Source organism: Streptococcus cristatus (assembly GCF_003943815.1).
Classification (GTDB): domain Bacteria; phylum Bacillota; class Bacilli; order Lactobacillales; family Streptococcaceae; genus Streptococcus; species Streptococcus cristatus_F.
The window spans coordinates 155,167-176,089 of sequence record NZ_RJNA01000002.1 but is presented as its reverse complement, the minus strand read 5'-3'; the positions used below and the strand labels follow the sequence as shown (position 1 = coordinate 176,089).

19 protein-coding genes and 1 other RNA gene are annotated in these 20,923 nt (G+C 42.5%); 18 read left to right on the top strand and 2 right to left on the bottom strand.

The annotated features are described in order from the left end of the window. Positions 1-101: 101 nt before the first annotated feature. Positions 102-2,354 (bottom strand): bifunctional glutamate--cysteine ligase GshA/glutathione synthetase GshB, encoded by a 2,253-nt coding sequence (gshAB, locus tag D8872_RS02140; RefSeq protein ID WP_185761367.1) that lies wholly within the window; start codon positions 2,352-2,354, stop codon positions 102-104. A 302-nt stretch (positions 2,355-2,656) separates the two neighbouring features. Here gshAB and D8872_RS02135 point away from each other — a divergent pair, with 302 nt between their 5' ends. From D8872_RS02135 to D8872_RS02050, 18 genes are all read left to right on the top strand, one after another. Then, positions 2,657-3,949 carry an adenylosuccinate synthase gene (locus D8872_RS02135; protein ID WP_048792129.1) on the top strand — a complete coding sequence of 431 codons (1,293 nt, stop codon included), beginning with the start codon at positions 2,657-2,659 and terminating at the stop codon, positions 3,947-3,949. A 214-nt stretch (positions 3,950-4,163) separates the two neighbouring features. Next, positions 4,164-4,820, top strand: coding sequence for an HAD family hydrolase (locus D8872_RS02130; protein ID WP_125389767.1), 657 nt, complete (start codon positions 4,164-4,166; stop codon positions 4,818-4,820). Between the two features lie 183 nt (positions 4,821-5,003). Then, a complete protein-coding gene (gene tadA, locus D8872_RS02125; protein ID WP_185761365.1) occupies positions 5,004-5,471 on the top strand; it encodes a tRNA adenosine(34) deaminase TadA in 468 nt (155 codons plus the stop codon). A 32-nt stretch (positions 5,472-5,503) separates the two neighbouring features. After that, positions 5,504-5,602: signal recognition particle sRNA small type (gene ffs / locus D8872_RS02120), an RNA gene on the top strand. A gap of 310 nt (positions 5,603-5,912) precedes the next feature. Then, complete coding sequence (locus D8872_RS02115) at positions 5,913-7,262, top strand: glucose-6-phosphate isomerase (protein WP_002917809.1); 1,350 nt, start codon at positions 5,913-5,915, stop codon at positions 7,260-7,262. A 184-nt stretch (positions 7,263-7,446) separates the two neighbouring features. Beyond that, a complete protein-coding gene (locus tag D8872_RS02110; protein WP_048766056.1) occupies positions 7,447-8,247 on the top strand; it encodes an SDR family oxidoreductase in 801 nt (266 codons plus the stop codon). A 62-nt stretch (positions 8,248-8,309) separates the two neighbouring features. After that, positions 8,310-10,136: a BglG family transcription antiterminator gene (locus tag D8872_RS02105; RefSeq protein WP_080978303.1), complete on the top strand. Its 1,827-nt coding sequence runs from the start codon at positions 8,310-8,312 to the stop codon at positions 10,134-10,136. Beyond that, positions 10,136-10,633: a transcriptional regulator GutM gene (locus D8872_RS02100; protein ID WP_048766061.1), complete on the top strand. Its 498-nt coding sequence runs from the start codon at positions 10,136-10,138 to the stop codon at positions 10,631-10,633. Before D8872_RS02105 ends, D8872_RS02100 begins: the two co-directional genes overlap by 1 nt. After that, positions 10,630-11,172, top strand: a complete 543-nt coding sequence (gene srlA / locus D8872_RS02095; protein ID WP_048766064.1) for a PTS glucitol/sorbitol transporter subunit IIC — start codon at positions 10,630-10,632, stop codon at positions 11,170-11,172. Before D8872_RS02100 ends, srlA begins: the two co-directional genes overlap by 4 nt. A gap of 16 nt (positions 11,173-11,188) precedes the next feature. Beyond that, on the top strand, positions 11,189-12,169 hold the full coding sequence (gene srlE / locus D8872_RS02090) for a PTS glucitol/sorbitol transporter subunit IIB (RefSeq protein ID WP_048766067.1): 981 nt from the start codon (positions 11,189-11,191) through the stop codon (positions 12,167-12,169). A 98-nt stretch (positions 12,170-12,267) separates the two neighbouring features. Beyond that, the gene (locus D8872_RS02085; protein ID WP_048766068.1) at positions 12,268-12,639 is read left to right on the top strand and encodes a PTS glucitol/sorbitol transporter subunit IIA; all 372 of its coding nucleotides are present in this window, start codon (positions 12,268-12,270) and stop codon (positions 12,637-12,639) included. A gap of 607 nt (positions 12,640-13,246) precedes the next feature. Beyond that, complete coding sequence (locus tag D8872_RS02080; RefSeq protein ID WP_125389766.1) at positions 13,247-14,599, top strand: hypothetical protein; 1,353 nt, start codon at positions 13,247-13,249, stop codon at positions 14,597-14,599. 75 nt (positions 14,600-14,674) lie between these two features. Beyond that, complete coding sequence (locus tag D8872_RS02075; protein WP_260471661.1) at positions 14,675-15,580, top strand: hypothetical protein; 906 nt, start codon at positions 14,675-14,677, stop codon at positions 15,578-15,580. A gap of 52 nt (positions 15,581-15,632) precedes the next feature. Further along, the gene (locus tag D8872_RS02070) at positions 15,633-16,457 is read left to right on the top strand and encodes a hypothetical protein (protein WP_125389765.1); all 825 of its coding nucleotides are present in this window, start codon (positions 15,633-15,635) and stop codon (positions 16,455-16,457) included. Positions 16,458-16,580: 123 nt separating this feature from the next. Next, on the top strand, positions 16,581-17,279 hold the full coding sequence (gene dapD, locus D8872_RS02065; protein ID WP_002917803.1) for a 2,3,4,5-tetrahydropyridine-2,6-dicarboxylate N-acetyltransferase: 699 nt from the start codon (positions 16,581-16,583) through the stop codon (positions 17,277-17,279). A 76-nt stretch (positions 17,280-17,355) separates the two neighbouring features. Continuing rightward, positions 17,356-18,489 carry an N-acetyldiaminopimelate deacetylase gene (locus D8872_RS02060; protein ID WP_045500358.1) on the top strand — a complete coding sequence of 378 codons (1,134 nt, stop codon included), beginning with the start codon at positions 17,356-17,358 and terminating at the stop codon, positions 18,487-18,489. A 20-nt stretch (positions 18,490-18,509) separates the two neighbouring features. After that, on the top strand, positions 18,510-19,046 hold the full coding sequence (locus tag D8872_RS02055) for a 5-formyltetrahydrofolate cyclo-ligase (protein ID WP_045500367.1): 537 nt from the start codon (positions 18,510-18,512) through the stop codon (positions 19,044-19,046). Next, on the top strand, positions 19,030-19,713 hold the full coding sequence (locus D8872_RS02050; protein ID WP_045500370.1) for a rhomboid family intramembrane serine protease: 684 nt from the start codon (positions 19,030-19,032) through the stop codon (positions 19,711-19,713). The genes D8872_RS02055 and D8872_RS02050 overlap by 17 nt, the downstream gene beginning before the upstream one ends. A gap of 292 nt (positions 19,714-20,005) precedes the next feature. Here D8872_RS02050 and galU read toward each other — a convergent pair whose 3' ends face one another. After that, complete coding sequence (galU, locus tag D8872_RS02045) at positions 20,006-20,908, bottom strand: UTP--glucose-1-phosphate uridylyltransferase GalU (RefSeq protein WP_125387238.1); 903 nt, start codon at positions 20,906-20,908, stop codon at positions 20,006-20,008. Positions 20,909-20,923: the final 15 nt, after the last annotated feature.

Genomic DNA, 20,923 nt, shown 5'->3' with positions numbered 1-20,923 from the left:
TCTTTTCTGAAAGCGATCCTTGTTTGGAAAGCGAAAGATTCTTTGTTTATAGCAAGTAGACAAGCAAAAATCGCAGGGTGTTCCTTGCGATTCTCGTTTTATCAGTCCATTTCTGGGAAAAGTTTGGCCAGTATTTTCGGGGTGATGCTTTGTCCCGGCCCCTCAGCACAATAGGTGTGCATATACATAGAGGGGTTGAAGTTGAGCTCAATGCAGGTGCAGTTGGGATTTTTCTTGGTGGAAATAGCAGAGCTGTCAGGGATGATTAGATCAACGCCACAGGCCCAAGCTCCCATAGCTCGTGCCATGTTCGCAGCGAGTTCCTTATAAGATGGGTGCATACTTTCAGTCACATCAATCGAGTCGCCGCCAGTAGAAATGTTGGAATTGCGCCGCAAGTCAACCTTGACTCCAGCAGGCAGGATATCATCTGGTCCATAGCCTTGTTGGTCCAGCATGAGCAGTTCAATGTCGCCCAGTTCAATGATTTCAAGCGGTGACCGATGATCTCGGCCACGCAGGGGATTGTCATTTTTGATGGCAACCAATTCTCTCACGGTATGCTGGCCGTCTCCGACCACATTAGCGGCCACGCGCAAGAGAACCGCCTCACATTGACCGTCTAAGACAAAGAAGCGGTATTCCGTTCCAGCGATAAATTCCTCTACTAAGACGGCGGCGTCTTCTGAAAAAGCAATCTCCAAGGCTTTGTGGTAGGCTTCCAGACTAGCTGGTTCTTGAAAGATAGAGATGCCCAGTCCGAAGTTGGTTGACTTGGGTTTGACGACAATTTGTCGGTCCTTAATCAAAGGGTAATAGGCCAGTCCATCCTCCAGGGAAGAAAACTCTGCTCCAGCCGGAACGGGAAAATCAGCTGTGGCCAAAATCTTTTTGGTGACTGTTTTATTGGCCATAGCCAGAGGGATGACATAGTTATCCTTGGAGGTCATATTGCCGTTTTTGACATACTCCACATGGTGATCATGCCAGAGCTTGAGAAATTGGTCATTTTCATCTAGTATTTCGAGATGGAGGCCTTTCTGGAGAGCGTCAAACATCAGCATTTGAGTGGAAAGCTCCATCTTTTCATAGCCCTTGAGGGCGTAGGGTGCAGTCCAGGCGTAATCTCGATATTTCCGTGCTTTTGCCAGTCCAAATGTTGAGAGGGAATTTTTTTCAATATGAGGCAATAATTGCCCTGCCAGAGTCAGCTTGGGTTCAGCCAGCGTAGCTCTGACTTGCGCTAGCAATTGACGGTAGGCGTCAGGGAGATTGAAATGCTGGATCACATTTTCCATAGCTTGGAGAATAGCAGAGCTGTCGGCCTCTGGAGATAGAGGCGTCAAGGGGTGAGCCAGAGCAACGGCATCGTTGAGAGCATGAGCCGCTTGTAGCTGCGCATCACTATCTGTCACATCATCCAGCCACAATAGAGCCAAGAGAAAGAGATGGACTGTGTCCAAGGTTTTTTGACTGATGCCCAGAACGTCGAAAGGATTGAGATCGAAACAGCGCAGTTCCAAGTAAGTAATGCCTTGTTCTAGGTAATCTCGATTTCGTTTTTGCCCGCGAAAGCGTACGGGCGAGTAAAATTCCTTTTCCGCACTTAAGTCGCCAGACTCGACATAGGCCTCGATATCTGAGACATAGCTTTCCAGCGAGCTAAATGACACATGGACATGCTCGTCATTGACGTAGCCATGATGGCTATTGCGGAGTGAACGGACAGGAGCCTCAACCGCCTCATCGTAAAAGCCAGCTTCTGCCAGTGGAGCTGCACCATAAAGATAGGTCAAGAACCAGCGGAAACGGAGGAAATTACGAGCCAATTTGAGATAGAGAGCATTTTTGAAATCCTTGAAGGAAGAAAAGTCGCTAGCCTCAAAGAGAGCCGTCATCAAATCTTTTCCTAACTCGATATTGTAATGAATGCCGGAAATGGTCTGGAGCCGTTTGCCGTATTTTTCTGCTAAACCTTGCCGATAATGGAGTTCGTAGGCATTTTCGAGGTGGGCAATTTCAATCTCGTCTTCTCGGAGCTGGGGAGGCATGGACAAGGGCCACATGAGTTCATCTTGGGGAATGGAGCGCCCAGCTACATCGGTGATGGCACCCAGTAGGCGACGGGCCTCCTGAGTTGAAGAGGCGATGGGCGTAATTAATTCGAGCTGTTGCTCGCTAAAATCCGTCTGGATATAGGGATGAAAACTCCGAGAACCCAGAGAACTGGGATGGGGAGTTGAAGCCAGTGTACCTGCCTCTGTCACGCGCAGGGATTCTCTCTCCAGTCCAAAAGTCGCCTGTAAGATCGGGCTTGCAGGGTCTAGCTTTTCAAGTAAACGATCAATAGTCATCATGTTTTTCCGTCCTTAGTATAGTACTTTCAGTCTATTATAAAAAAGGCCAGAAAACAACTATTCACTACGTTTTTTATGAATTCCCGAACTTTTATCGCCATTTGTTGGATATATTTCGTGAAAATAGAAAATTTCAAAAAGAATTATTCGCTTTCAAAAGTGAAAATCCAAATTTAAAAGACACCTGATCTTGAAAAAAATTCAAAATTTTCTTATAATAAGGTGTAAGATACGTTTGCAGGTGAAACTCCTGCCTTGTAGATTAAGAAAGGAAGAGCTCTTGTAGCTCAGACGAAATTATGACATCAGTTGTTGTTGTAGGAACCCAGTGGGGAGATGAAGGAAAAGGGAAAATTACGGATTTCCTTTCGGCCAATGCTGAAGTGATTGCCCGCTACCAAGGCGGTGACAATGCTGGACATACGATTGTGATTGACGGGAAAAAATATAAATTGCACTTGATTCCGTCAGGAATTTTCTTCCCAGAAAAAATCTCAGTGATCGGAAATGGGATGGTGGTCAATCCTAAATCTCTGGTCAAGGAGTTGGCTTATCTGCACCAAGAAGGTGTTACCACAGATAATTTACGCATTTCAGACCGTGCCCATGTCATTCTGCCTTACCATATCGAGCTGGATCGCCTGCAAGAGGAAGCTAAAGGCGACAATAAAATCGGAACGACGATCAAGGGAATCGGTCCTGCCTACATGGACAAGGCTGCGCGTGTTGGTATCCGTATCGCTGACCTCTTGGATAAAGACATTTTCAGAGAGCGCTTGGAACGGAATCTTGCTGAGAAAAACCGCCTCTTTGAGAAATTGTACGATAGCCAAGCGATGAGCGTTGACGATATTTTTGAAGAATATTATGAATACGGTCAGCAAATCAAGCAGTATGTGACTGACACATCTGTTATCCTCAATGACGCTCTGGATCAAGGCAAGCGTGTCCTTTTTGAAGGGGCACAAGGTGTCATGCTGGATATTGACCAAGGTACCTATCCATTTGTAACTTCGTCTAACCCAGTTGCCGGCGGGGTGACGATCGGTTCAGGTGTTGGTCCAAGCAAGATTGACAAGGTAGTTGGTGTCTGCAAGGCCTATACGAGCCGTGTCGGTGATGGACCATTCCCAACTGAATTGTTTGATGAAGTGGGCGAGCGTATCCGCGAAGTGGGCCATGAATACGGTACAACGACGGGCCGTCCGCGTCGTGTGGGCTGGTTTGACTCCGTTGTGATGCGCCACAGCCGCCGCGTATCAGGAATTACCAACCTTTCTCTCAATTCTATTGACGTCTTGAGTGGTCTAGATACAGTCAAAATCTGTGTAGCCTACGATTTGGATGGAGAGCGAATCGACCATTACCCAGCAAGTCTGGAGCAGCTCAAACGTTGCAAGCCAATCTATGAGGAATTGCCAGGTTGGTCAGAAGACATCACAGGTGTCCGCAGCCTAGAAGACCTGCCAGAAAATGCCCGCAATTATGTTCGCCGTGTCAGCGAACTGGTTGGAGTCCGCATTTCAACCTTCTCAGTCGGACCAGGTCGCGAGCAGACCAATATCTTGGAAAGCGTTTGGTCAAGTTTATAAGCAAGTGAAGACAAGAGAGTGGGACAGAAATCGGTAATTCGTTAGAATTCGATTTCGTCGTCCCACCTCCGCACAGTTGAGTAGGGCTGTAAAAGCTGATGAAATCAGCGTAGTAGAGCCCACTCAACCACTGCGTCTTGCTCGACAATCCAAAGACAATTGAGAGGCTAGGACTTTTGTCCCAGCCTCTTTTTGAAAGCAGAAAGAGGAAAAAATGTATCAAACGATTTTATTTGACCTAGACGGTACCTTGACCAATTCAGAACTAGGGATTACCAACTCAGTGGCCTATGCCTTAGGAAAATATGGGATCGAAGTGCCAGACAAGAAAGCATTAAGAGTCTTCATCGGTCCGCCCTTGCAGGAGTCTTTTGAGCGCTTTTATGGATTTTCTAAGGAAGAATGTTTAAAGGCCATTGACTACTATCATGAGTACTTTTCCGAAAAAGGTCTTTATGAAAATGAGGTCTATCCAGGCATCCCTGACTTGCTGGCTTCTCTCAAGCAGGCTGGCAAACAGTTGATTGTAGCTACGTCAAAACCTGAAGAATTTTCCATTCAAATTCTCAAGCATTTTGGTTTGTATGACTATTTTGATTTTGTCGCTGGTGCAACCATGGATAGAAAACGTAGTAAAAAATGCGATGTTATCCAGTATGCCTTAGAGCAAAATCAGATTACAGATTTGGCGCATACCATCATGATTGGAGACAGGGAGCACGATGTGCTTGGCGCTCAAGCGCAAAAGCTTGATTCTATCGGCGTCCTTTATGGCTTTGGTAGCAGGGAAGAATTGGAAGAAGCCGGAGCCACTTATATTGCCCAAGAAGTTAGCGATATTGCTAAAATCATCAATATTCAAAAAGCTTAAGCTTTATTTAAGATAGGCCAGCTATACTAGAAGCATAAACAAAGACCTCCTAACTTTGTTTAAACCTCCTAAACTTTTTCATAATAATCTCCCATAAGAGTCGCCCAATCAGCGGCTTTTTTTGGTGAGTCCTAAGCTGCCTATGGTATAATGAACAAAGAAACTAAAAGGAAGAGGGAAGAGATGGACTACACGATAGAGGAAAAAGAAATGTTTATGAGGGAGGCGCTGAAGGAGGCAGAAATTGCCCTCGCCAATGATGAAATACCGATTGGTTGTGTCTTGGTCAAGGATGGCCAGATTATCGGACGCGGGCATAATGCGCGTGAGGAGCTGCAGCGGGCGGTCATGCATGCGGAAATCATGGCGCTCGAGGAGGCCAATCAGCGGGAAAATAGCTGGCGCTTGCTAGATACGACGCTTTTTGTCACGATTGAGCCCTGCGTCATGTGTAGCGGAGCTATCGGTCTGGCTCGCATTCCCAAGGTGATCTATGGGGCGAAAAACCAGAAATTCGGTGCTGGGGGTAGTCTCTACGATATTCTGACGGATGAGCGGTTGAATCATCGCGTAGAGGTTGAAAGCGGCCTTTTAGAAGAAGAATGTGCGGCGATTATGCAGAACTTTTTCAGAAATCGCAGGAAAAAGTAAAGAAAATTAGCCAAAAAAGAAAGTTTGTGTTATACTAATTAATGGAGCAACAGTTCTGCGTGAAGCGGGTCAGGGGAGGAATCCAGCAGCCCTAAGCGATTTGAACTGTGTGCTCTTTTCTATTGCCCTTGATGAATCAAGCCTAAAAGGCGCAGATGAATATTGGAGCAGTGAATCTAGTTTGAACGGACCTGAAATGAATTCAGCTGACATCCAATCTTAAGAAGCATATTGGTTTTCTTGTCAATCAAAACTGTTCTTCTCAATAGGCCTAAGATTTGTTGACTTGCGCAAACGATTGCTATCAGTTATGTCCTAGGGTTAGCTTATTTAGAAAAATAGTATAGAATAAAAAATGTAAACGTTTTAAAATAGTAAAAGTACTTGCTTATTTTTTCTTAAAGCGTTATCATAAAAGAAAAGAACAATTGGAGGATAAACATGACACATATTAAATTTGACTATTCAAAGGTACTGGATAAGTTTGTAGCACCACATGAATTAGATTATATGCAGCCTCAAGTGACTGCAGCAGATAATGCTCTACGAAACGGAACAGGTCCTGGAGCAGAAATGACAGGCTGGTTGAATTTGCCTGAAGAATATGATAAAGATGAATTTGCTCGTATTCAAAAGGCGGCTGCTAAAATCCAATCTGATAGTGAAGTGTTAATCGTCATCGGTATTGGAGGATCTTATTTAGGGGCACGTGCAGCGATTGATTTCTTGAATAATTCTTTTGTAAATCTACAAAGCAAGGAAGAACGTAAGGCACCTCAAATCCTCTATGCTGGTAATTCTATCTCTTCAAGCTATTTGGCTGATTTGGTAGATTATGTATCAGACAAAGATTTCTCTGTCAACGTTATTTCTAAGTCAGGAACAACTACAGAGCCTGCTATTGCTTTCCGTGTCTTCAAAGAACTCTTGGTTAAGAAGTATGGTCAGGAAGAAGCAAATAAACGGATTTATGCAACTACAGACCGCGCTAAAGGTGCAGTTAAGGTTGAAGCAGATGCTAATGGCTGGGATACTTTTGTAGTGCCTGATAGTGTTGGTGGTCGTTTTACAGTATTGACAGCAGTGGGACTCTTGCCAATCGCAGCTGCAGGGGCTGATATCAGCAAGTTGATGGAAGGAGCAAATGCTGCTCGCAAGGCTTATGCTTCTGATAAGTTGGCTGAAAATGAAGCATATCAATATGCAGTTGTACGCAATATCTTGTACCGTAAAGGTTATCTGACAGAAGTTCTAGCTAACTACGAACCATCTTTGCAATACTTCTCAGAATGGTGGAAGCAACTGGCTGGTGAGTCAGAAGGTAAAGACCAAAAAGGTATCTACCCAACTTCAGCCAACTTCTCAACAGACCTGCACTCTTTGGGGCAATTTATTCAAGAAGGAACTCGTATCCTCTTTGAAACAGTTATTCGTGTAGATAAGCCTCGCAAAAATGTGTTGATTCCTGAATTAGCAGAAGACTTGGATGGCCTTGGCTATCTGCAAGGAAAAGATGTTGACTTTGTCAATAAGAAAGCAACAGATGGAGTGCTGTTAGCTCACACAGACGGCGGAGTGCCAAATATGTTTGTGACCCTGCCTGAGCAAGATGAGTTCACTTTGGGCTATACTATTTACTTCTTTGAGTTAGCTATTGCTCTTTCTGGCTACCTGAATGGTATCAATCCATTTGATCAGCCTGGAGTTGAGGCTTATAAGAAAAACATGTTTGCTCTTCTTGGGAAACCAGGCTTTGAAGAGCTGGGTGCTGAGTTGAATGCACGCCTTTGATTCTCATATGCTTTGAGTTCATTCAGGATATAAAAAGATCCACAGGTTCATTTCTTGTGGATTTTTTAGTACAAGCCTCTTAATTAGTTTATTATTTTTTTGAACAGTGTAAAAAAGAGTGTCTTAATTCTTTTATGAAAGCGCTGTATAATTGCCTTGTAAATAAAATTTGAGAGGTATCAAAATGAATGATTGGTTAGACATTAAAGGCAAAACAGTTCTTGTGACGGGTGCGTCATCTGGGATTGGTAAGGCAATCGTCGAAGAATTGTTGGAATTAGGAGTCAATGTAGCGAATTTTGATCTTAGCGACAACGATTTACGTCACCCGAATCTATTATTTGTAAAAGTTGATGTAACTTCTCGCTCTGAAGTAGAAGAGGGTGTTGCCAAAATAGTTGAAAGATTTGGCAATATTGATGCGGTAGTCAATAATGCAGGGATTAATGTTCCTAGATTATTAATTGATGCAGAAAATCCTAAAGGTCCTTACGAGTTAGACGATGAAACGTTTGAAAAAGTAACAATGATTAACCAAAAAGGTCTGTATTTGGTTAGTCAGGCAGTAGGCCGGATTCTGGTTCAAAACGGAAAAGGTGTAATTGTGAACATGGCTTCAGAAGCAGGCTTGGAAGGTTCTGAAGGACAAAGTGCCTATGCTGCAACGAAAGCGGCAGTCTATAGTTACACTCGTTCATGGGCGAAAGAGCTTGGTAAACATGGTGTACGTGTGGTTGGAATTGCTCCAGGAATTATGGAAGCTACGGGACTTCGAACTCTTTCTTATGAGGAAGCTCTTGCTTATACTCGTGGAAAGACGGTAGAAGATATTCGAGCTGGTTATGCTTCAACTTCAACGACTCCATTGGGACGGAGTGGGAAACTACGGGAAGTAGCTGATCTTGTAGCGTTCTATATTTCAGACCGTTCTAGCTATATAACAGGTGTCACTACAAATATTGCCGGAGGTAAAACTCGCGGTTAAAACAATGAAGGTAGGGAAGAGAGTTGACCTTAGTAAATCGGTGGTATAATATTTTAGATAAAATGGTCTCGCAGCCAACTTATTCCTTGGTAGATATGCGCTCAGAACTGGATATTAGCTTGCAAACCTTGCAAAAGAGTATCCAACAATTAAATGATGTTTTGGCTCCTAATATCCAGATTATCGCACAAGATGATCAGTTAATGTTAGAAGTATATGACTATACAGAGTTGGAAAGGATTTTATCTGGTAGTTTAAAACAGGAGAGTGACTTCAATTCTTCCAGTAAAAGAATTGCCTATTTGCTAAAACGTTTAATTGAGTCAACCTCCCCTCTTCTTATTGACGACTTGGCTGAGGAAGTAGGTGTTAGTAGAAGTACCCTTAATAAGGATTTGAAACAAGTAAAATCTTTGGCAGAGAGTTACTCTATCACTATTTCAGGAAAGCCCAACCGTGGGCTGGAGGTCTTGGGGAGCGAGCTGAATTTGCGCTTGCTCTATATTCACCAAGTGGCTCCTTACTTTGAAGGAAGGACACTCACTGAGGCAACATCTTCTTTTCTGGAGACGCTAGTTCAGGACTATAAAATCCCTAAAGAAACACAGGAACTCCTTCGAAAGACCATTTCAATTATGGTGGAGCGTATTCATACATCTAGAGTGTTGAATTGTCCTATTCCTTACTATAGGAATGATTTAACAGAGACACATTTGGCTGAGAAATTAATCTATCATATTGAGATGACTTATAAGATTTCCCTCAGTCAGTTTGAGATAGACTTTTTGTGTTTTCCGTTTAATGTCCGTTTTATTGACACTTTAAGCAAGCCGTCTTATCAATCTGAACAGCTTTCAAACATTTTTCAAGGGATTGTCAAGAAAGTCAAAGAGACAATGTTGGTTCACTTTGATGATGAAGAATTATTTGAAGAAATCAAATCTCATCTAGGCCCCTTAATCAATCGACTGATTTTCCATGTGCAAGCTAATGATATATTTCATGGCGAGGTTCAAACTCAATATCCTTTTGCTTTTGAAATGGCAAAAATAGCTGGAGAAGAACTATCTGTAATTTTTGGTTCTGAATTGGAATTATCTGAAATCGGATATCTGGCTTTGTATTTTGAAATGATTTTAAGAAAGCAAAATTCTGCTGTTAAGGGTTCTCGCAAGCAGATAGCTGTAGTTTGCACAACAGGAAGAGGAACTGCTGCGATGATTATTCAGCAACTCAGGCGAGTCCTTGGAAATGATATAGACATTACCCAACATTCTGAAGAGGATTTTAATGTAGAGCTGAACCAGGAATATTTTGCAATTTTTACGACGGTGCCTCTGAAATATAAAAATTCCAAATCTCCAGTCATTCAGGTTAATCATCTTTTTGATGATCAATGGCTGCAGGAAGAATGGCAGAGGGCCAATGCTTTTCATCAAAAAAATCTAGAAACAGTCAGCTTGCGCTTTCTTCGGTTGAGCCCCCAAAAAACCTATCAGCAATACTTGCTAAATATGGTTGCAGAGTTAGAGAAGCTTCAGATGATTGATGAAGGGTTTAGAAATCGGATAATTGATAGGGAGAAAAAGCAATCAACCATTTTTGGTGGAGGAATTGCCTTCCCCCATACAATTAACCAGGGTTATGCAAAGACTATTTTAATGTTCGGAAAACTAGAAGAGCCTTATCAAAAAGAAGATGAATGGATTGAATTTATCTTTCTAGTCGCCATTCCCTCAGAAATTGAAAGAAAAATGGAAAGTGAATTGCTGGAATTGTATGACGATATTTTTCGAATTGCAGGAGAGCCTTCTCTAAAAGAAGCATTGAGGGCTGTAGAAACAGAGACAGAGTTTCTATCATTTTCTAAGAGTAAAGGAGTATTTTAATGAGTTCGCTAATAATTTTCGCTGTATTTGTCATGGCAGCTTATGTATTTCAAATGTTCCTCGGCTGGCAGCAACTTAAAGACTTCAATAAGACCTATACGATGCTCCGAAAACTGGGGCGCGTAGCGATTGGCAGGGAGTCCGGAAGAATCAAATCCGGTACGATTGTCATGTTCGCGGTTGATGAAAACGGTCGGGTTCTTAAAGCTAGCAAAATGCAAGGAGTCACAATCTTAGCACGTTTTCAAAATATGGACGATTATGTTGGAGAAGACATCCATTATTTTGACAAGTATAATCCTCTTGTGAGAAAAGAAAATAAGTTGATGCAATCAGCCATAGAAGATGCTAGAAAAGTCTATCTTTGGCATGAGGCAGGTATTGAGAAAGAGACAAGTTCATCTGATTCTTTTCTGGGATTCGGCTTTTATGCGAATTACTTACAATTATCTATTAAACAGTTATTTAAAAAAAATAAGAAAGGGAGTTCCTTATGAATCACATTACAAATTTTGCAGAGAGTTTTATGAAACTCTTCCAATTAGGTGGAGAAACCTTTATTAGCTGGATGACAAATATTGTACCGCTTGTCTTAATGCTATTGATTGCAATGAATACACTTATCGCTTTCTTGGGAGAAGAGAAGGTCAATTCCCTGGCTAAGATTTCTGCCAAAAATCCTGTTAGCCGGTATATGATTTTACCTTTCATTTCAGCCTTTATGCTGGGGAATCCGATGTCAATCAGTATGGGACGTTTCTTACCAGAATATTATAAACCTAGTTTTGTAGCAGCTCAGATGCAGTTCTGCCACACTTCAAATGGTGTATTTCCGCATATCAATCCTGGGGAATTGTTTGTATGGATGGGAATTGCAACAGGAATTCAAACTTTAGGTTTAAGTCAAATGGACTTAGCCATTCGTTACATGCTTGTTGGGCTTGTCATGAACTTTGTAGGCGGTTGGGTGACCGATTTTACAACTGCTTATGTAGCAAAACAGCAAGGTGTTACCTTGAGTAAAACATTTGATTGATAGAAAGAGTGAAATTATGTCATATAAGAGTATAAAAGTTGTTAAAGGAAATGGCGGCTTCGGAGGACCTTTGGTCATTACACCTAGTGAGGCTAAGCACAAATTTATCTATATCACTGGCGGCGGAGAAAAGCCAGATATTGTAGATAAAATTGCTGATTTGACCGGTATGGAAGCTGTTAACGGGTTTAAAACTTCTATCCCTGATGAGGAAATTGCTTTAGCAATCGTGGATTGTGGCGGTACTCTTCGCTGCGGTATTTATCCTAAAAAGGGGATCCCTACAATCAATATCGTCGCTACAGGGAAAAGTGGCCCTCTAGCTCAATATATCACTGAGGAAATCTATGTGTCAGCAGTTGGCCTTAATCAAATTTCTGCTGCTAATGAAGATGAAAAAGAGACAACTGTGGTAACAGAAAAGCCAACTTACGATACTACTAAAAAAATTACAGAGCAAAAAGCTGAAACAAGTATTGTAGCACGAATTGGGATGGGCGCTGGGAAGGTCGTTGCGACTTTCAACCAGGCTGCTCGTGAAGCCATCCAAACAATGCTCAACACAATCATTCCTTTCATGGCCTTTGTTTCCTTGCTGATTGGGGTTATTCAAGGTTCCGGTGTTGGAAATTGGCTGGCAAAATTAATGGTTCCCCTAGCAGGGAACATCTGGGGACTCATTTTGATTGGCTTTATCTGTTCCTTGCCATTCCTATCTCCTTTGTTAGGCCCCGGAGCTGTTATCAGTCAGATTATTGGAACCTTAATTGGAGTTGAAATCGGCAAAGGGAATATTCCGCCCCAAATGGCTCTGCCAGCTATATTTGCTATCAACACTCAAAACGGTTGTGATTTCATTCCTGTAGCACTCGGTCTATCTGAAGCCAAGTCTGAAACAGTTGAGGTTGGTGTCCCTTCTGTGCTTTATTCACGCTTCCTCAATGGTGTTCCGCGGGTGCTAGTAGCTTGGATAGCTAGTATTGGTCTTTATCAGTAGACCTTTGATAGATGCACGTAAACATAGCAACTATTATGTTAAACTTATCTATAAGCATAAGTTTATGACAGATTTGAGAAAGGATGAATAGGAATTAGATGAAGAAAATTTTTGAAGCTAAAGTAATTCAAGTGGGGCCTGAAGCTCAGAATATGATTCAAGATGCCAATATGCTCATTTTGTTTGGAGAAGAAGCTCCGGAAGACTTAGCAGAGTATTGTTTTAAAATCGATAACAAAAATCTTCTAGGTGCAATACTAGAAGGTGGAAAGCTAGTCGTAGATAGTCAGGAATATTCGATTACTGCCGTAGGAAATGTAGTAGAAAAAAATTTAACTGGACTGGGCCATATCACGATTTCTTTTGATGGTTCAAAAGAGGGCAGCCTGCCGGGCACTCTCCATGTTGCAGCAGACCAAGCAGTAGTAATTGAAAAGAGCTCTACCATTCAGATTTTCGAAACTGCTTGACCATAATAAAATTTCAAATCAAGCAATTTAGAAAAATAAAAGTCTAAAACTAGGCACAACCTCCCTTCTAGGAGGTTTTTTGCTATTTTAAAAAATAGATTTTATCATGTTTTGTTAGTTAGCTCTCTATCTAGCTTGTCTTTTACTTACTTATCTATTCAGCAGCAGTTTTCCTTTCCCTGATTATATGTTACAATCAGAGAAGATGCAGTAGCAATGTGATAGACTTTTATCTAGAAAGTTGAGCTGGCTGCTATTTGGACGGTTCTAGAAAAACAGAAGACCAAGATTGGAAAGGAGTCCTGATGAAGTTATTATTGGCTGAAAAAGTGAAACAAAAATAGTCATAAATAGTTATTTTCATGGGCACGGACGAGAGTTCGTGCCTTTTTGCTTGTATGCTTTCAAGCTAAGCCAGTTCAAAATATGATATACTGGAATAAAGTTATATTAGCATGACAAGTTTCATGGTGCAGACAATCGCTGGATGTTACCCCCAGTATGAATGGTATAGAAAAGAGAATAGTAGCATTCAGCGGTAGGAATTGTTAACGGTTAATAGGGTCGTCTTTTCAATGATAGAAGAGTCAATAGATGAGGAGGAGTTATGGGAAAGAGAAATCTGGAAGCTTTGAGGCAGAAACATCAATCAAAATTCAAGAAGGCCCAAACGAAAAAGCCAGCAAATAGCCAATCATCCTTTCTATCCAAATGGAAAACCAAGGAAGACCAATACATCAAACCGTCTGCTAAATTGCAAGAAGCGCAGAGAGGGGCAGAAGAAAATCAACCTCGTCCTTCAGGTTCGTCTCCATCAAAAGTGGTATTTCCAATAGAGAGCTCAAGCAATGAGCTATCTGACATTTCTTCGATAGAGGACAAAACCGGCTATGGGGCTAAACCAAGTTCTCAAGACCAGCCGGTGTTTTCTGAGCAATTAGAAGGAGCTCAGCAGGTGAAGGAGCCTCTGTCGCTTCTATCACAGAATTTGTTGGAATTAAAGCAGAGAGAGCTGAAGCGCCTTATTTCTAGCTTAGAATCACTGAAAGCTAAAAAACAAAACCAAGTCCTTCGTGGAAATCAAGCTAGCCAGCCGATGTCAGGCCTTGTAACTGAAGCAAAGCAGACCAAGCTTTCTCCGCGAATAAGCTCCAATGAGCTTGCTAGAGAGACAGATAAAGTAGAGTTTAGGAAGAAAAAACGAGGAATCTTTTCTAAGATAAGGGTGATGCTACTTTCTAGTTTGGGGATTATAGCCTCAATGTATAGCATAGTAGAGCAGTGGAAAAAGAATGATGATATAAAACGCATGGAAGAAGCTGCAGCTATTTCTCGTATGTTAGACTCATATGGAAAGGATCAAGATTTAAAATCTGATAATCGTCCAGAATGGATTGCTAAGAAAGAGGAGTATCAGTTTCATATCACCTATGATGATATCACTTCTTTATTCTCAGACTTCACTTCATCGGTTCCAAATCTGACAAAGGTCGACGAGGTGGTTGCAAAGTTAGGGAAAGCTGAGTCTGGTAGGGAAACGAACCAAGATGACCTAATCAAGACAATAGATTTAAACTATTCACAAGCAGGGACGGAAGCGAAAGTTAACCTCTCTTTTAAGAGCTATCTTGGTCCTTCTGAAACTCTTAAGTTGGAATCCCTAAAATGTACGCATCTCAGTAGTGCGCAACTGCCTAACCGAAATGCTCAGCTCACTCGTCAAGATCTTTCTGGTATAGAGAAAGGAAAGACCTATCAAGAGATTGTCAGTCAGTTGGGACTTCCAGAGCGCCTCGATTGGAATGGGGGAATCTTGGGCAATGCTACTCTATCGATTTCTTATCGTTTAGAGGATGGGCAGGAGGTCGGTTTTTCTTTTAAAAATAAAAACTCTCAAAGCTATCAATTGACAGAGAGTTCAGGTTTGGGAAGTGAAGCGGGAGATGCAGGTGCTCAGTAGCGCTTGCCTAGCAGGAGCATCAGCCGTTTGTAGAAAGGGAATGAGCAATCAAGTATTTAGTTGATAGGTGAAAAGGTGAAAGATAGAAATTTAGAAGCATTGAGACGGGAGCACAAATCCAAGTTTAAAGCTAAAAACACTTCGTCGGTCAAGAATCAGCGGGAACGGGGAGAAGTTGCCCTCGAACAGACAAAGGAAGAAGCAAGTAAAGAAAAGCGGCGAACAGAGTCAGCAGGAAAACCTAATGGCCAGCTTTTAGCAAAGTCTGTGCTATCTCGTTATGCCTCACTCTTAGTGATTGCCGCAGGTCTAGTGGGACTGATTAGCTTCTTGATGATGTATATGCGACCAACTTTTAAGTCAGAAGGAAATCAATCAGCTATATCGTCTGTTAATACTGTTCCGACAGAATCAGAAAATAAGATAGAGATCCTGACGGAGAGTAGTTCACCTTTTATTGAAGATAATCGAGAGGTAGATTTTCCATTCGAAGAGATTTTAGAATTGATTAAAACCATGAACGAACCTAATGTGTCTCCAGAGGATATCGTTGAGAAGTATGGAAAAGCCAGTTCTGGGAGTGAGGATAATAGCGTGAAGGGCAGTAAATTGATGACACTTTCCTACAATTTGGTAGGAAGAAAAGGAGTTGTTAATATGCATCTCAGGAGTGCTGGAGGAGGAATGGAGCTCTATAGTGTATCTGCCGATTTCTTCCAGAATGCTGGGGAATCAATTACGAAATCGGTCGATGATTACCGAACTCTTATTCCTCAAGATAAGCAAGAAGGAATGGAAGTAAAACAGGCCATAGCAGAACTGGGAATGCCTAAGAGGATTTATGCTTCTAAACCAGTTAAGTGGCAAGTTGATTCACTTCTTCTTGAATATTCAACCACGGACAATATGACAGTTTCTTTGTTTTTTGACGAAGTGAATGGGCTTTACCGTCTAAAAAGTATGATGACAAGCACGGTCTGAGAGCCTAGACTGAGAGCACGGAATTTTTTCTTAAACAGACAAGGATAGAAAGATGGGAAAAAGAGATTTAGAAAAATTACGAAGGGAACATAAGGGAAAATTTAGTAGAACTAGGGAACCCTTAAAACGAGAGTCTAAGGAAGGAGCTAGTTTGCTAGCTGAAACAAACCTCAAGGAAGGCACAAGACAAGAATCAAAGTCAACTTTTAAGAGAACCGCAAAGTTTAAACACAAATCACCATTTTTCAAGCTAGTGAGTGCTCTAGCCCTGATTGGCCTTGTTATCAGCCTACTTGTCTTAATCGGGAATTGGACCAATTCTTACAGAAAGAATACGTTTGTAAGAACAGAAGCAAAATATTCTTCTTCAAATGCCGAAGTTTTGGATTGGGAACCAAGGGATTTTATAAAGTATAAGATTGAAGAGGACGAGGATAAAAATATAACAGTATCCAATTTTGTTCGTCAACATGGTTTAGCTAAAAGCAGCGATGAAACGGTGATTGGCAAGAAGGATAAATTATTATCACTGATCTATGATTTGAAGGGAGGAGGCTTTGCCGTCATTCAATTCTGGGATTTTGGTTCAGGTCTACATCTTACTAGCATAGCTTATAATATTTATCAAAATAAGGATTTGACAGGGGAACGGCTTTCCTTCCTTAAGGGAATGACGTCAGATGAAGAAAATGGCATCACTGATCTAGAAGTGATAGAACATTTGGGACGTCCCAACAACTACTACAAGGCAGTGGTGAAAGGATATTATAGTATGTCTATGGGCTATAGGGCAGAGGATAAAACCTTCTTCCATTTAAACTTTGTAAAGGGCAAGGACGGACAATTTCATTTGAATAAAGTTCAAGAGTCTAAATAGCATACTAGCTGCTAATAAAGTCACAACTGCATAGCTGAATTGTGTTATAATAGAGAAATAAAAGAGATAGGAGAGGGACTATCCTCTCCCAACAAAGAATAGAAAGAACAAAGAGGTGACACCATGTCTGCTACGAAAATGAACGCTCAAGAAATTATCAAATTTATCGCTGATGCCAAGAAAAAAACTCCGGTCAAGGTGACCTTTGATGGAGAATTGCACGGTTCGATTCCTTGGTCTGTTGTGAAGTTAGGCAATGTTCTTTTTGGGGATTGGGAGGAAATCAAGCCACTCCTAGTGAACTTAGAGGAAAATAAGACCTATGTCGTAGAGCAGGATGCCCGCAACTCTGCAGTGCCGCTTTTGGATAAGCGTGACATCAATGCCCGCATTGAGCCGGGCGCTATTATTCGCGACCAAGTTGAAATTGGTGATAATGCTGTCATCATGATGGGGGCGGTTATCAATATCGGTGCAGAAATCGGTGCTGGTACCATGATTGATATGGGTGCTATTTTGGGCGGCCGAGCGATTGTCGGCAAAAACAGCCACGTCGGTGCTGGTGCAGTTCTGGCGGGAGTCATTGAGCCTGCTAGTGCTGAGCCAGTTCGGGTCGGAGATAACGTGCTGATTGGTGCCAATGCGGTTGTGATTGAAGGTGTACAAATTGGCAGTGGTTCCGTTGTTGCGGCTGGTGCGATTGTGACCCAGGATGTTCCGGAAAACGTAGTAGTTGCTGGCGTTCCAGCACGAGTTATCAAGACCATTGACGAGAAGACCCAGCAGAAGACAGCTCTGGAAGACGCTCTGCGTACTCTTTAAAAATAGCATAAATTTGAATTGATTGGGTGCGGCCCAACGCTCTGACTGGTCTGACAAGATTTTAAAGGAAAGAAAAATGCTTGATTATCTGAACATTCGCCGTGATTTACACCAGATACCAGAAATCGGTCTGGAAGAATACAAGACTCATGCCTACCTGATGCAGGTCATTGATGGCCTGACAGCTGGCCTAGACTTTGTGGAAATTCGGACTTGGCGGACGGGTATTTTGGTCTTTATCAAAGGAAGTTCACCGGATAAGACGATTGGCTGGCGGACAGATATTGATGGTCTTCCGATTGTGGAGGATACAGGACTGGACTTTGCCAGCACTCATGAAGGTCGGATGCATGCCTGTGGACACGATATGCACATGACGGTCGCTCTAGGCCTGCTGGAACAAGCTGTGAGCGCTCAGCCTACCCATAATCTGCTCTTTCTCTTTCAGCCTGCTGAGGAAAATGAAGCTGGCGGTATGCTTATGTACGAAGACGGTGCGTTTGGCGACTGGCTGCCAGATGAGTTTTACGGCCTCCATGTGCGGCCAGATCTCAAAGTTGGCGATATTGCCACTAATAGAGGAACTCTTTTTGCTGGCACCTGTGAAGTCAAGCTGACCTTTAAGGGGAAGGGAGGCCATGCGGCTTTTCCTCATGAGGCCAATGATGCTTTGGTGGCAGCTAGCTACTTTATCACCCAGGTGCAGACCATTGTCAGCCGCAATGTCGATCCTATCGAGGGGACAGTTGTGACCTTTGGTTCGCTCCATGCTGGCACGACCAACAATGTCATCGCAGAAACAGCCTTTCTGCACGGTACCATTCGGACTCTGACTCAGGAGATGAACCTCTTGACTCAGAAGCGCTTGCGGGAAATAGCAGAGGGCATAGCTCAAAGTTTCGGTCTGGAATTGGACTTGGAGCTTAAACAAGGTGGTTACCTACCTGTAGAAAACCATCATGGTCTAGCAGACGAATTGATGGACTTTTTTCAGAAGGAAGAAGGAGTTCAACTGATTGATATTGCGCCGGCTATGACAGGCGAGGATTTTGGCTATCTGCTCAGCAAGGTCAAGGGCGTCATGTTCTGGCTGGGAGTGGACAGTCCCTATGCCCTCCATCATCCAAAGATGACACCGGATGAGGCAGCACTGCCCTTTGCTATTGAAAAGATTTGGAAATTCCTAGATTATAAAATCAACGAAAGATAAGAAAAAGGTGGACGACCTGCATGAAAAAAGAGCTGAGACAAACTGTACTAAAGCAAATGAAAAAACTGTCGGGAAAAGAAAAAGAGCAGGCAGATAGCTGGCTGACCCAGCACTTGCTCAGTTCAGCAGCTTATCAAGAAGCTCAGGTCATCGCTACTTATCTTTCTATGCCGCATGAAGTCTCAACTGCATCCTTTATCGAGCAGGCTCAGTTGGACGGCAAGCGGGTTTTAGTGCCCAAAACCTATGGCCAGGGTCGGATGATATTTGTGGACTATGATGAAAGTCGCCTACAAAAAAGCTCTTTTGGTCTGCTGGAGCCAATAAGTGAAGAGGCTGTGGAGAAGACGGAGATTGATCTGATTCATGTGCCGGGTGTGGTCTTTAATTCTCAAGGCTTTCGGATTGGTTACGGAGGCGGCTACTATGACCGCTATCTGGCTGATTATGAAGGAGCATCCATCAGCACTATTTATGCAGTACAACAGGCAGAATTTACACCAGCCCAACATGATGTCGCAGTAAAGGAGTTACTCATTTATGAAACAAATCTTTGATAGAGACTATCCTGTGACAAGTATCCTGCTTATCCTAACGAGCCTTGTTTTTGCCTTGATGTTTCTTTCTTACAGTTTTCAATACAGCAGTTCCGAAGCCTTGTATCATTTTGGAGCCGTGCACGGTTATACTATTCAAGCGATGCCGGAGCAGTTTTGGCGGGTTTTTGCTGCTATTTTTATCCATATTGGTTTGGAGCATTTTGTGGTCAATATGCTGACGCTCTACTTTCTTGGTCGACAGATTGAGGCTATCTTTGGCTCTTGGAAATTTTTGATACTCTACCTAATGTCAGGCGTGATGGGGAATTTATTTGTGGTCTATTTTTCACCCAATAGCCTGGCAGCCGGGGCGTCTACTGCTCTTTTCGGCCTTTTTGCTTCCGTTGTTGTGCTTCGTTTTGCTACGCGAAACTATTATCTGCAGCAGCTGGGTCAGTCCTATATGAGCCTGCTGGCTGTCAATCTGGTCATGAGTTTTTTACCGGGAATTAGTCTTGCAGGCCACTTGGGCGGTCTAGTTGGCGGAGCTTTAGGGGCTGTGATCTTACCGGTTTCGGGAGAGCGCTACGCTTTTAGCAAGTCTCAACGTTTTTTAGCACTGGCAGTCTACTTTGGATTAGCAGCTATTCTGATTTTTCTGACTTTTCAACGACCAATTTTTTAAGAAATGAACCCCAAATACCGCTTTTTAAAGTGGTATTCCAAAATGTGGCGAACCTCTATCAGCAATAGAAAAATTGCTGATAGAGGTTGATTACCATATAGTGAAAACTCTTAGAGATGTTGATGTGATATTATTTTTAAGAGTTTTTTTACTTTATCCAGCAAAAGAAAAAGATTGAAGAAATTGTCCAAAATGGACTTTTTCTTCAATCTAACACCTAGTAAATCTAGGTGTTTTCCTGTATAGTGTTAAAAGCTGTTGCATTAGCTAATCTATTGCTTATGCACTTCTATTATTTTTTCGTTTTCTTATCTAATTTTTTGCCTAAATCGATAATGTATTGCTTCAAATCATCCTTAACCTGAGGGTGTTTGAGGGCGTAATCGATAGAAGTTTTCATGAAGCCAAACTTGTCACCGACATCATAGCGGTCGCCTTTGAATTCACGGGCAAAAACGCGCTGAGTCTTGTTGAGGGTATCGATGGCATCAGTCAGTTGAATTTCATTGCCAGCGCCGGGAGTTTGTTTTTCCAAAATTTCAAAAATTTCTGGCGTTAGCAGGTAGCGTCCGATAATGGCCAAATCACTTGGTGCATCTTCTGGTGCTGGTTTTTCAACAAATTTTTCAACGCTGTAGAGGCCATTGACGCCTTCGCCTTGTGGTGCAATAACGCCGTAAGCAGAGACTTCTTCATGAGGAACTTGCATAACTGCGATTGTAGATGCGTGGGTTGCTGCATAGTCATCCATGAGTTGCTTGGTGAGTGGCACTGCCTTGTCATTGGTAATGTCCATCAAATCATCCCCCAGCATGACCACAAAAGGCTCATTTCCGACGAAGGCCTTGGCTTGAAGTACGGCGTCCCCGAGTCCACGCGGATGGCTCTGACGGATGAAATGCAAGCCAATACCAGTGGTCTCATCCACCAACTTGAGCAAGTCGTTCTTGCCCTTTTCTTTGAGGTTGTATTCTAGCTCAAAGTTGGAGTCAAAGTGGTCCTCGATGGAGCGTTTTGACTTCCCTGTGACAACCAAAATGTCTTTGATTCCAGATTTAAGAGCTTCTTCGACGATAAACTGAATAGTTGGTTTGTCAACGATTGGCAGCATTTCCTTGGCCAGTGCCTTAGTGGCTGGCAAGAAGCGGGTTCCGAGACCGGCTGCAGGGATGATTGCTTTTCTGACTTTTGACATAAATTTCTCCTTTAT

What these genes read in the sequence shown, in the direction of transcription:
- tadA (WP_185761365.1), top strand. Translation starts at nt 5,004, where the DNA reads ATGGACTACACGATAGAGGAAAAAGAAATGTTTATGAGGGAGGCGCTG.
- D8872_RS02110 (WP_048766056.1), top strand. Translation starts at nt 7,447, where the DNA reads ATGAATGATTGGTTAGACATTAAAGGCAAAACAGTTCTTGTGACGGGT.
- D8872_RS02130 (WP_125389767.1), top strand. Translation starts at nt 4,164, where the DNA reads ATGTATCAAACGATTTTATTTGACCTAGACGGTACCTTGACCAATTCA.
- D8872_RS02100 (WP_048766061.1), top strand. Translation starts at nt 10,136, where the DNA reads ATGAGTTCGCTAATAATTTTCGCTGTATTTGTCATGGCAGCTTATGTA.
- gshAB (WP_185761367.1), bottom strand. Translation starts at nt 2,354, where the DNA reads ATGACTATTGATCGTTTACTTGAAAAGCTAGACCCTGCAAGCCCGATC.
- srlE (WP_048766067.1), top strand. Translation starts at nt 11,189, where the DNA reads ATGTCATATAAGAGTATAAAAGTTGTTAAAGGAAATGGCGGCTTCGGA.
- dapD (WP_002917803.1), top strand. Translation starts at nt 16,581, where the DNA reads ATGTCTGCTACGAAAATGAACGCTCAAGAAATTATCAAATTTATCGCT.
- srlA (WP_048766064.1), top strand. Translation starts at nt 10,630, where the DNA reads ATGAATCACATTACAAATTTTGCAGAGAGTTTTATGAAACTCTTCCAA.
- D8872_RS02085 (WP_048766068.1), top strand. Translation starts at nt 12,268, where the DNA reads ATGAAGAAAATTTTTGAAGCTAAAGTAATTCAAGTGGGGCCTGAAGCT.
- D8872_RS02080 (WP_125389766.1), top strand. Translation starts at nt 13,247, where the DNA reads ATGGGAAAGAGAAATCTGGAAGCTTTGAGGCAGAAACATCAATCAAAA.
- D8872_RS02060 (WP_045500358.1), top strand. Translation starts at nt 17,356, where the DNA reads ATGCTTGATTATCTGAACATTCGCCGTGATTTACACCAGATACCAGAA.
- galU (WP_125387238.1), bottom strand. Translation starts at nt 20,908, where the DNA reads ATGTCAAAAGTCAGAAAAGCAATCATCCCTGCAGCCGGTCTCGGAACC.
- D8872_RS02105 (WP_080978303.1), top strand. Translation starts at nt 8,310, where the DNA reads ATGGTCTCGCAGCCAACTTATTCCTTGGTAGATATGCGCTCAGAACTG.
- D8872_RS02055 (WP_045500367.1), top strand. Translation starts at nt 18,510, where the DNA reads ATGAAAAAAGAGCTGAGACAAACTGTACTAAAGCAAATGAAAAAACTG.
- D8872_RS02050 (WP_045500370.1), top strand. Translation starts at nt 19,030, where the DNA reads ATGAAACAAATCTTTGATAGAGACTATCCTGTGACAAGTATCCTGCTT.
- D8872_RS02135 (WP_048792129.1), top strand. Translation starts at nt 2,657, where the DNA reads ATGACATCAGTTGTTGTTGTAGGAACCCAGTGGGGAGATGAAGGAAAA.
- D8872_RS02115 (WP_002917809.1), top strand. Translation starts at nt 5,913, where the DNA reads ATGACACATATTAAATTTGACTATTCAAAGGTACTGGATAAGTTTGTA.
- D8872_RS02070 (WP_125389765.1), top strand. Translation starts at nt 15,633, where the DNA reads ATGGGAAAAAGAGATTTAGAAAAATTACGAAGGGAACATAAGGGAAAA.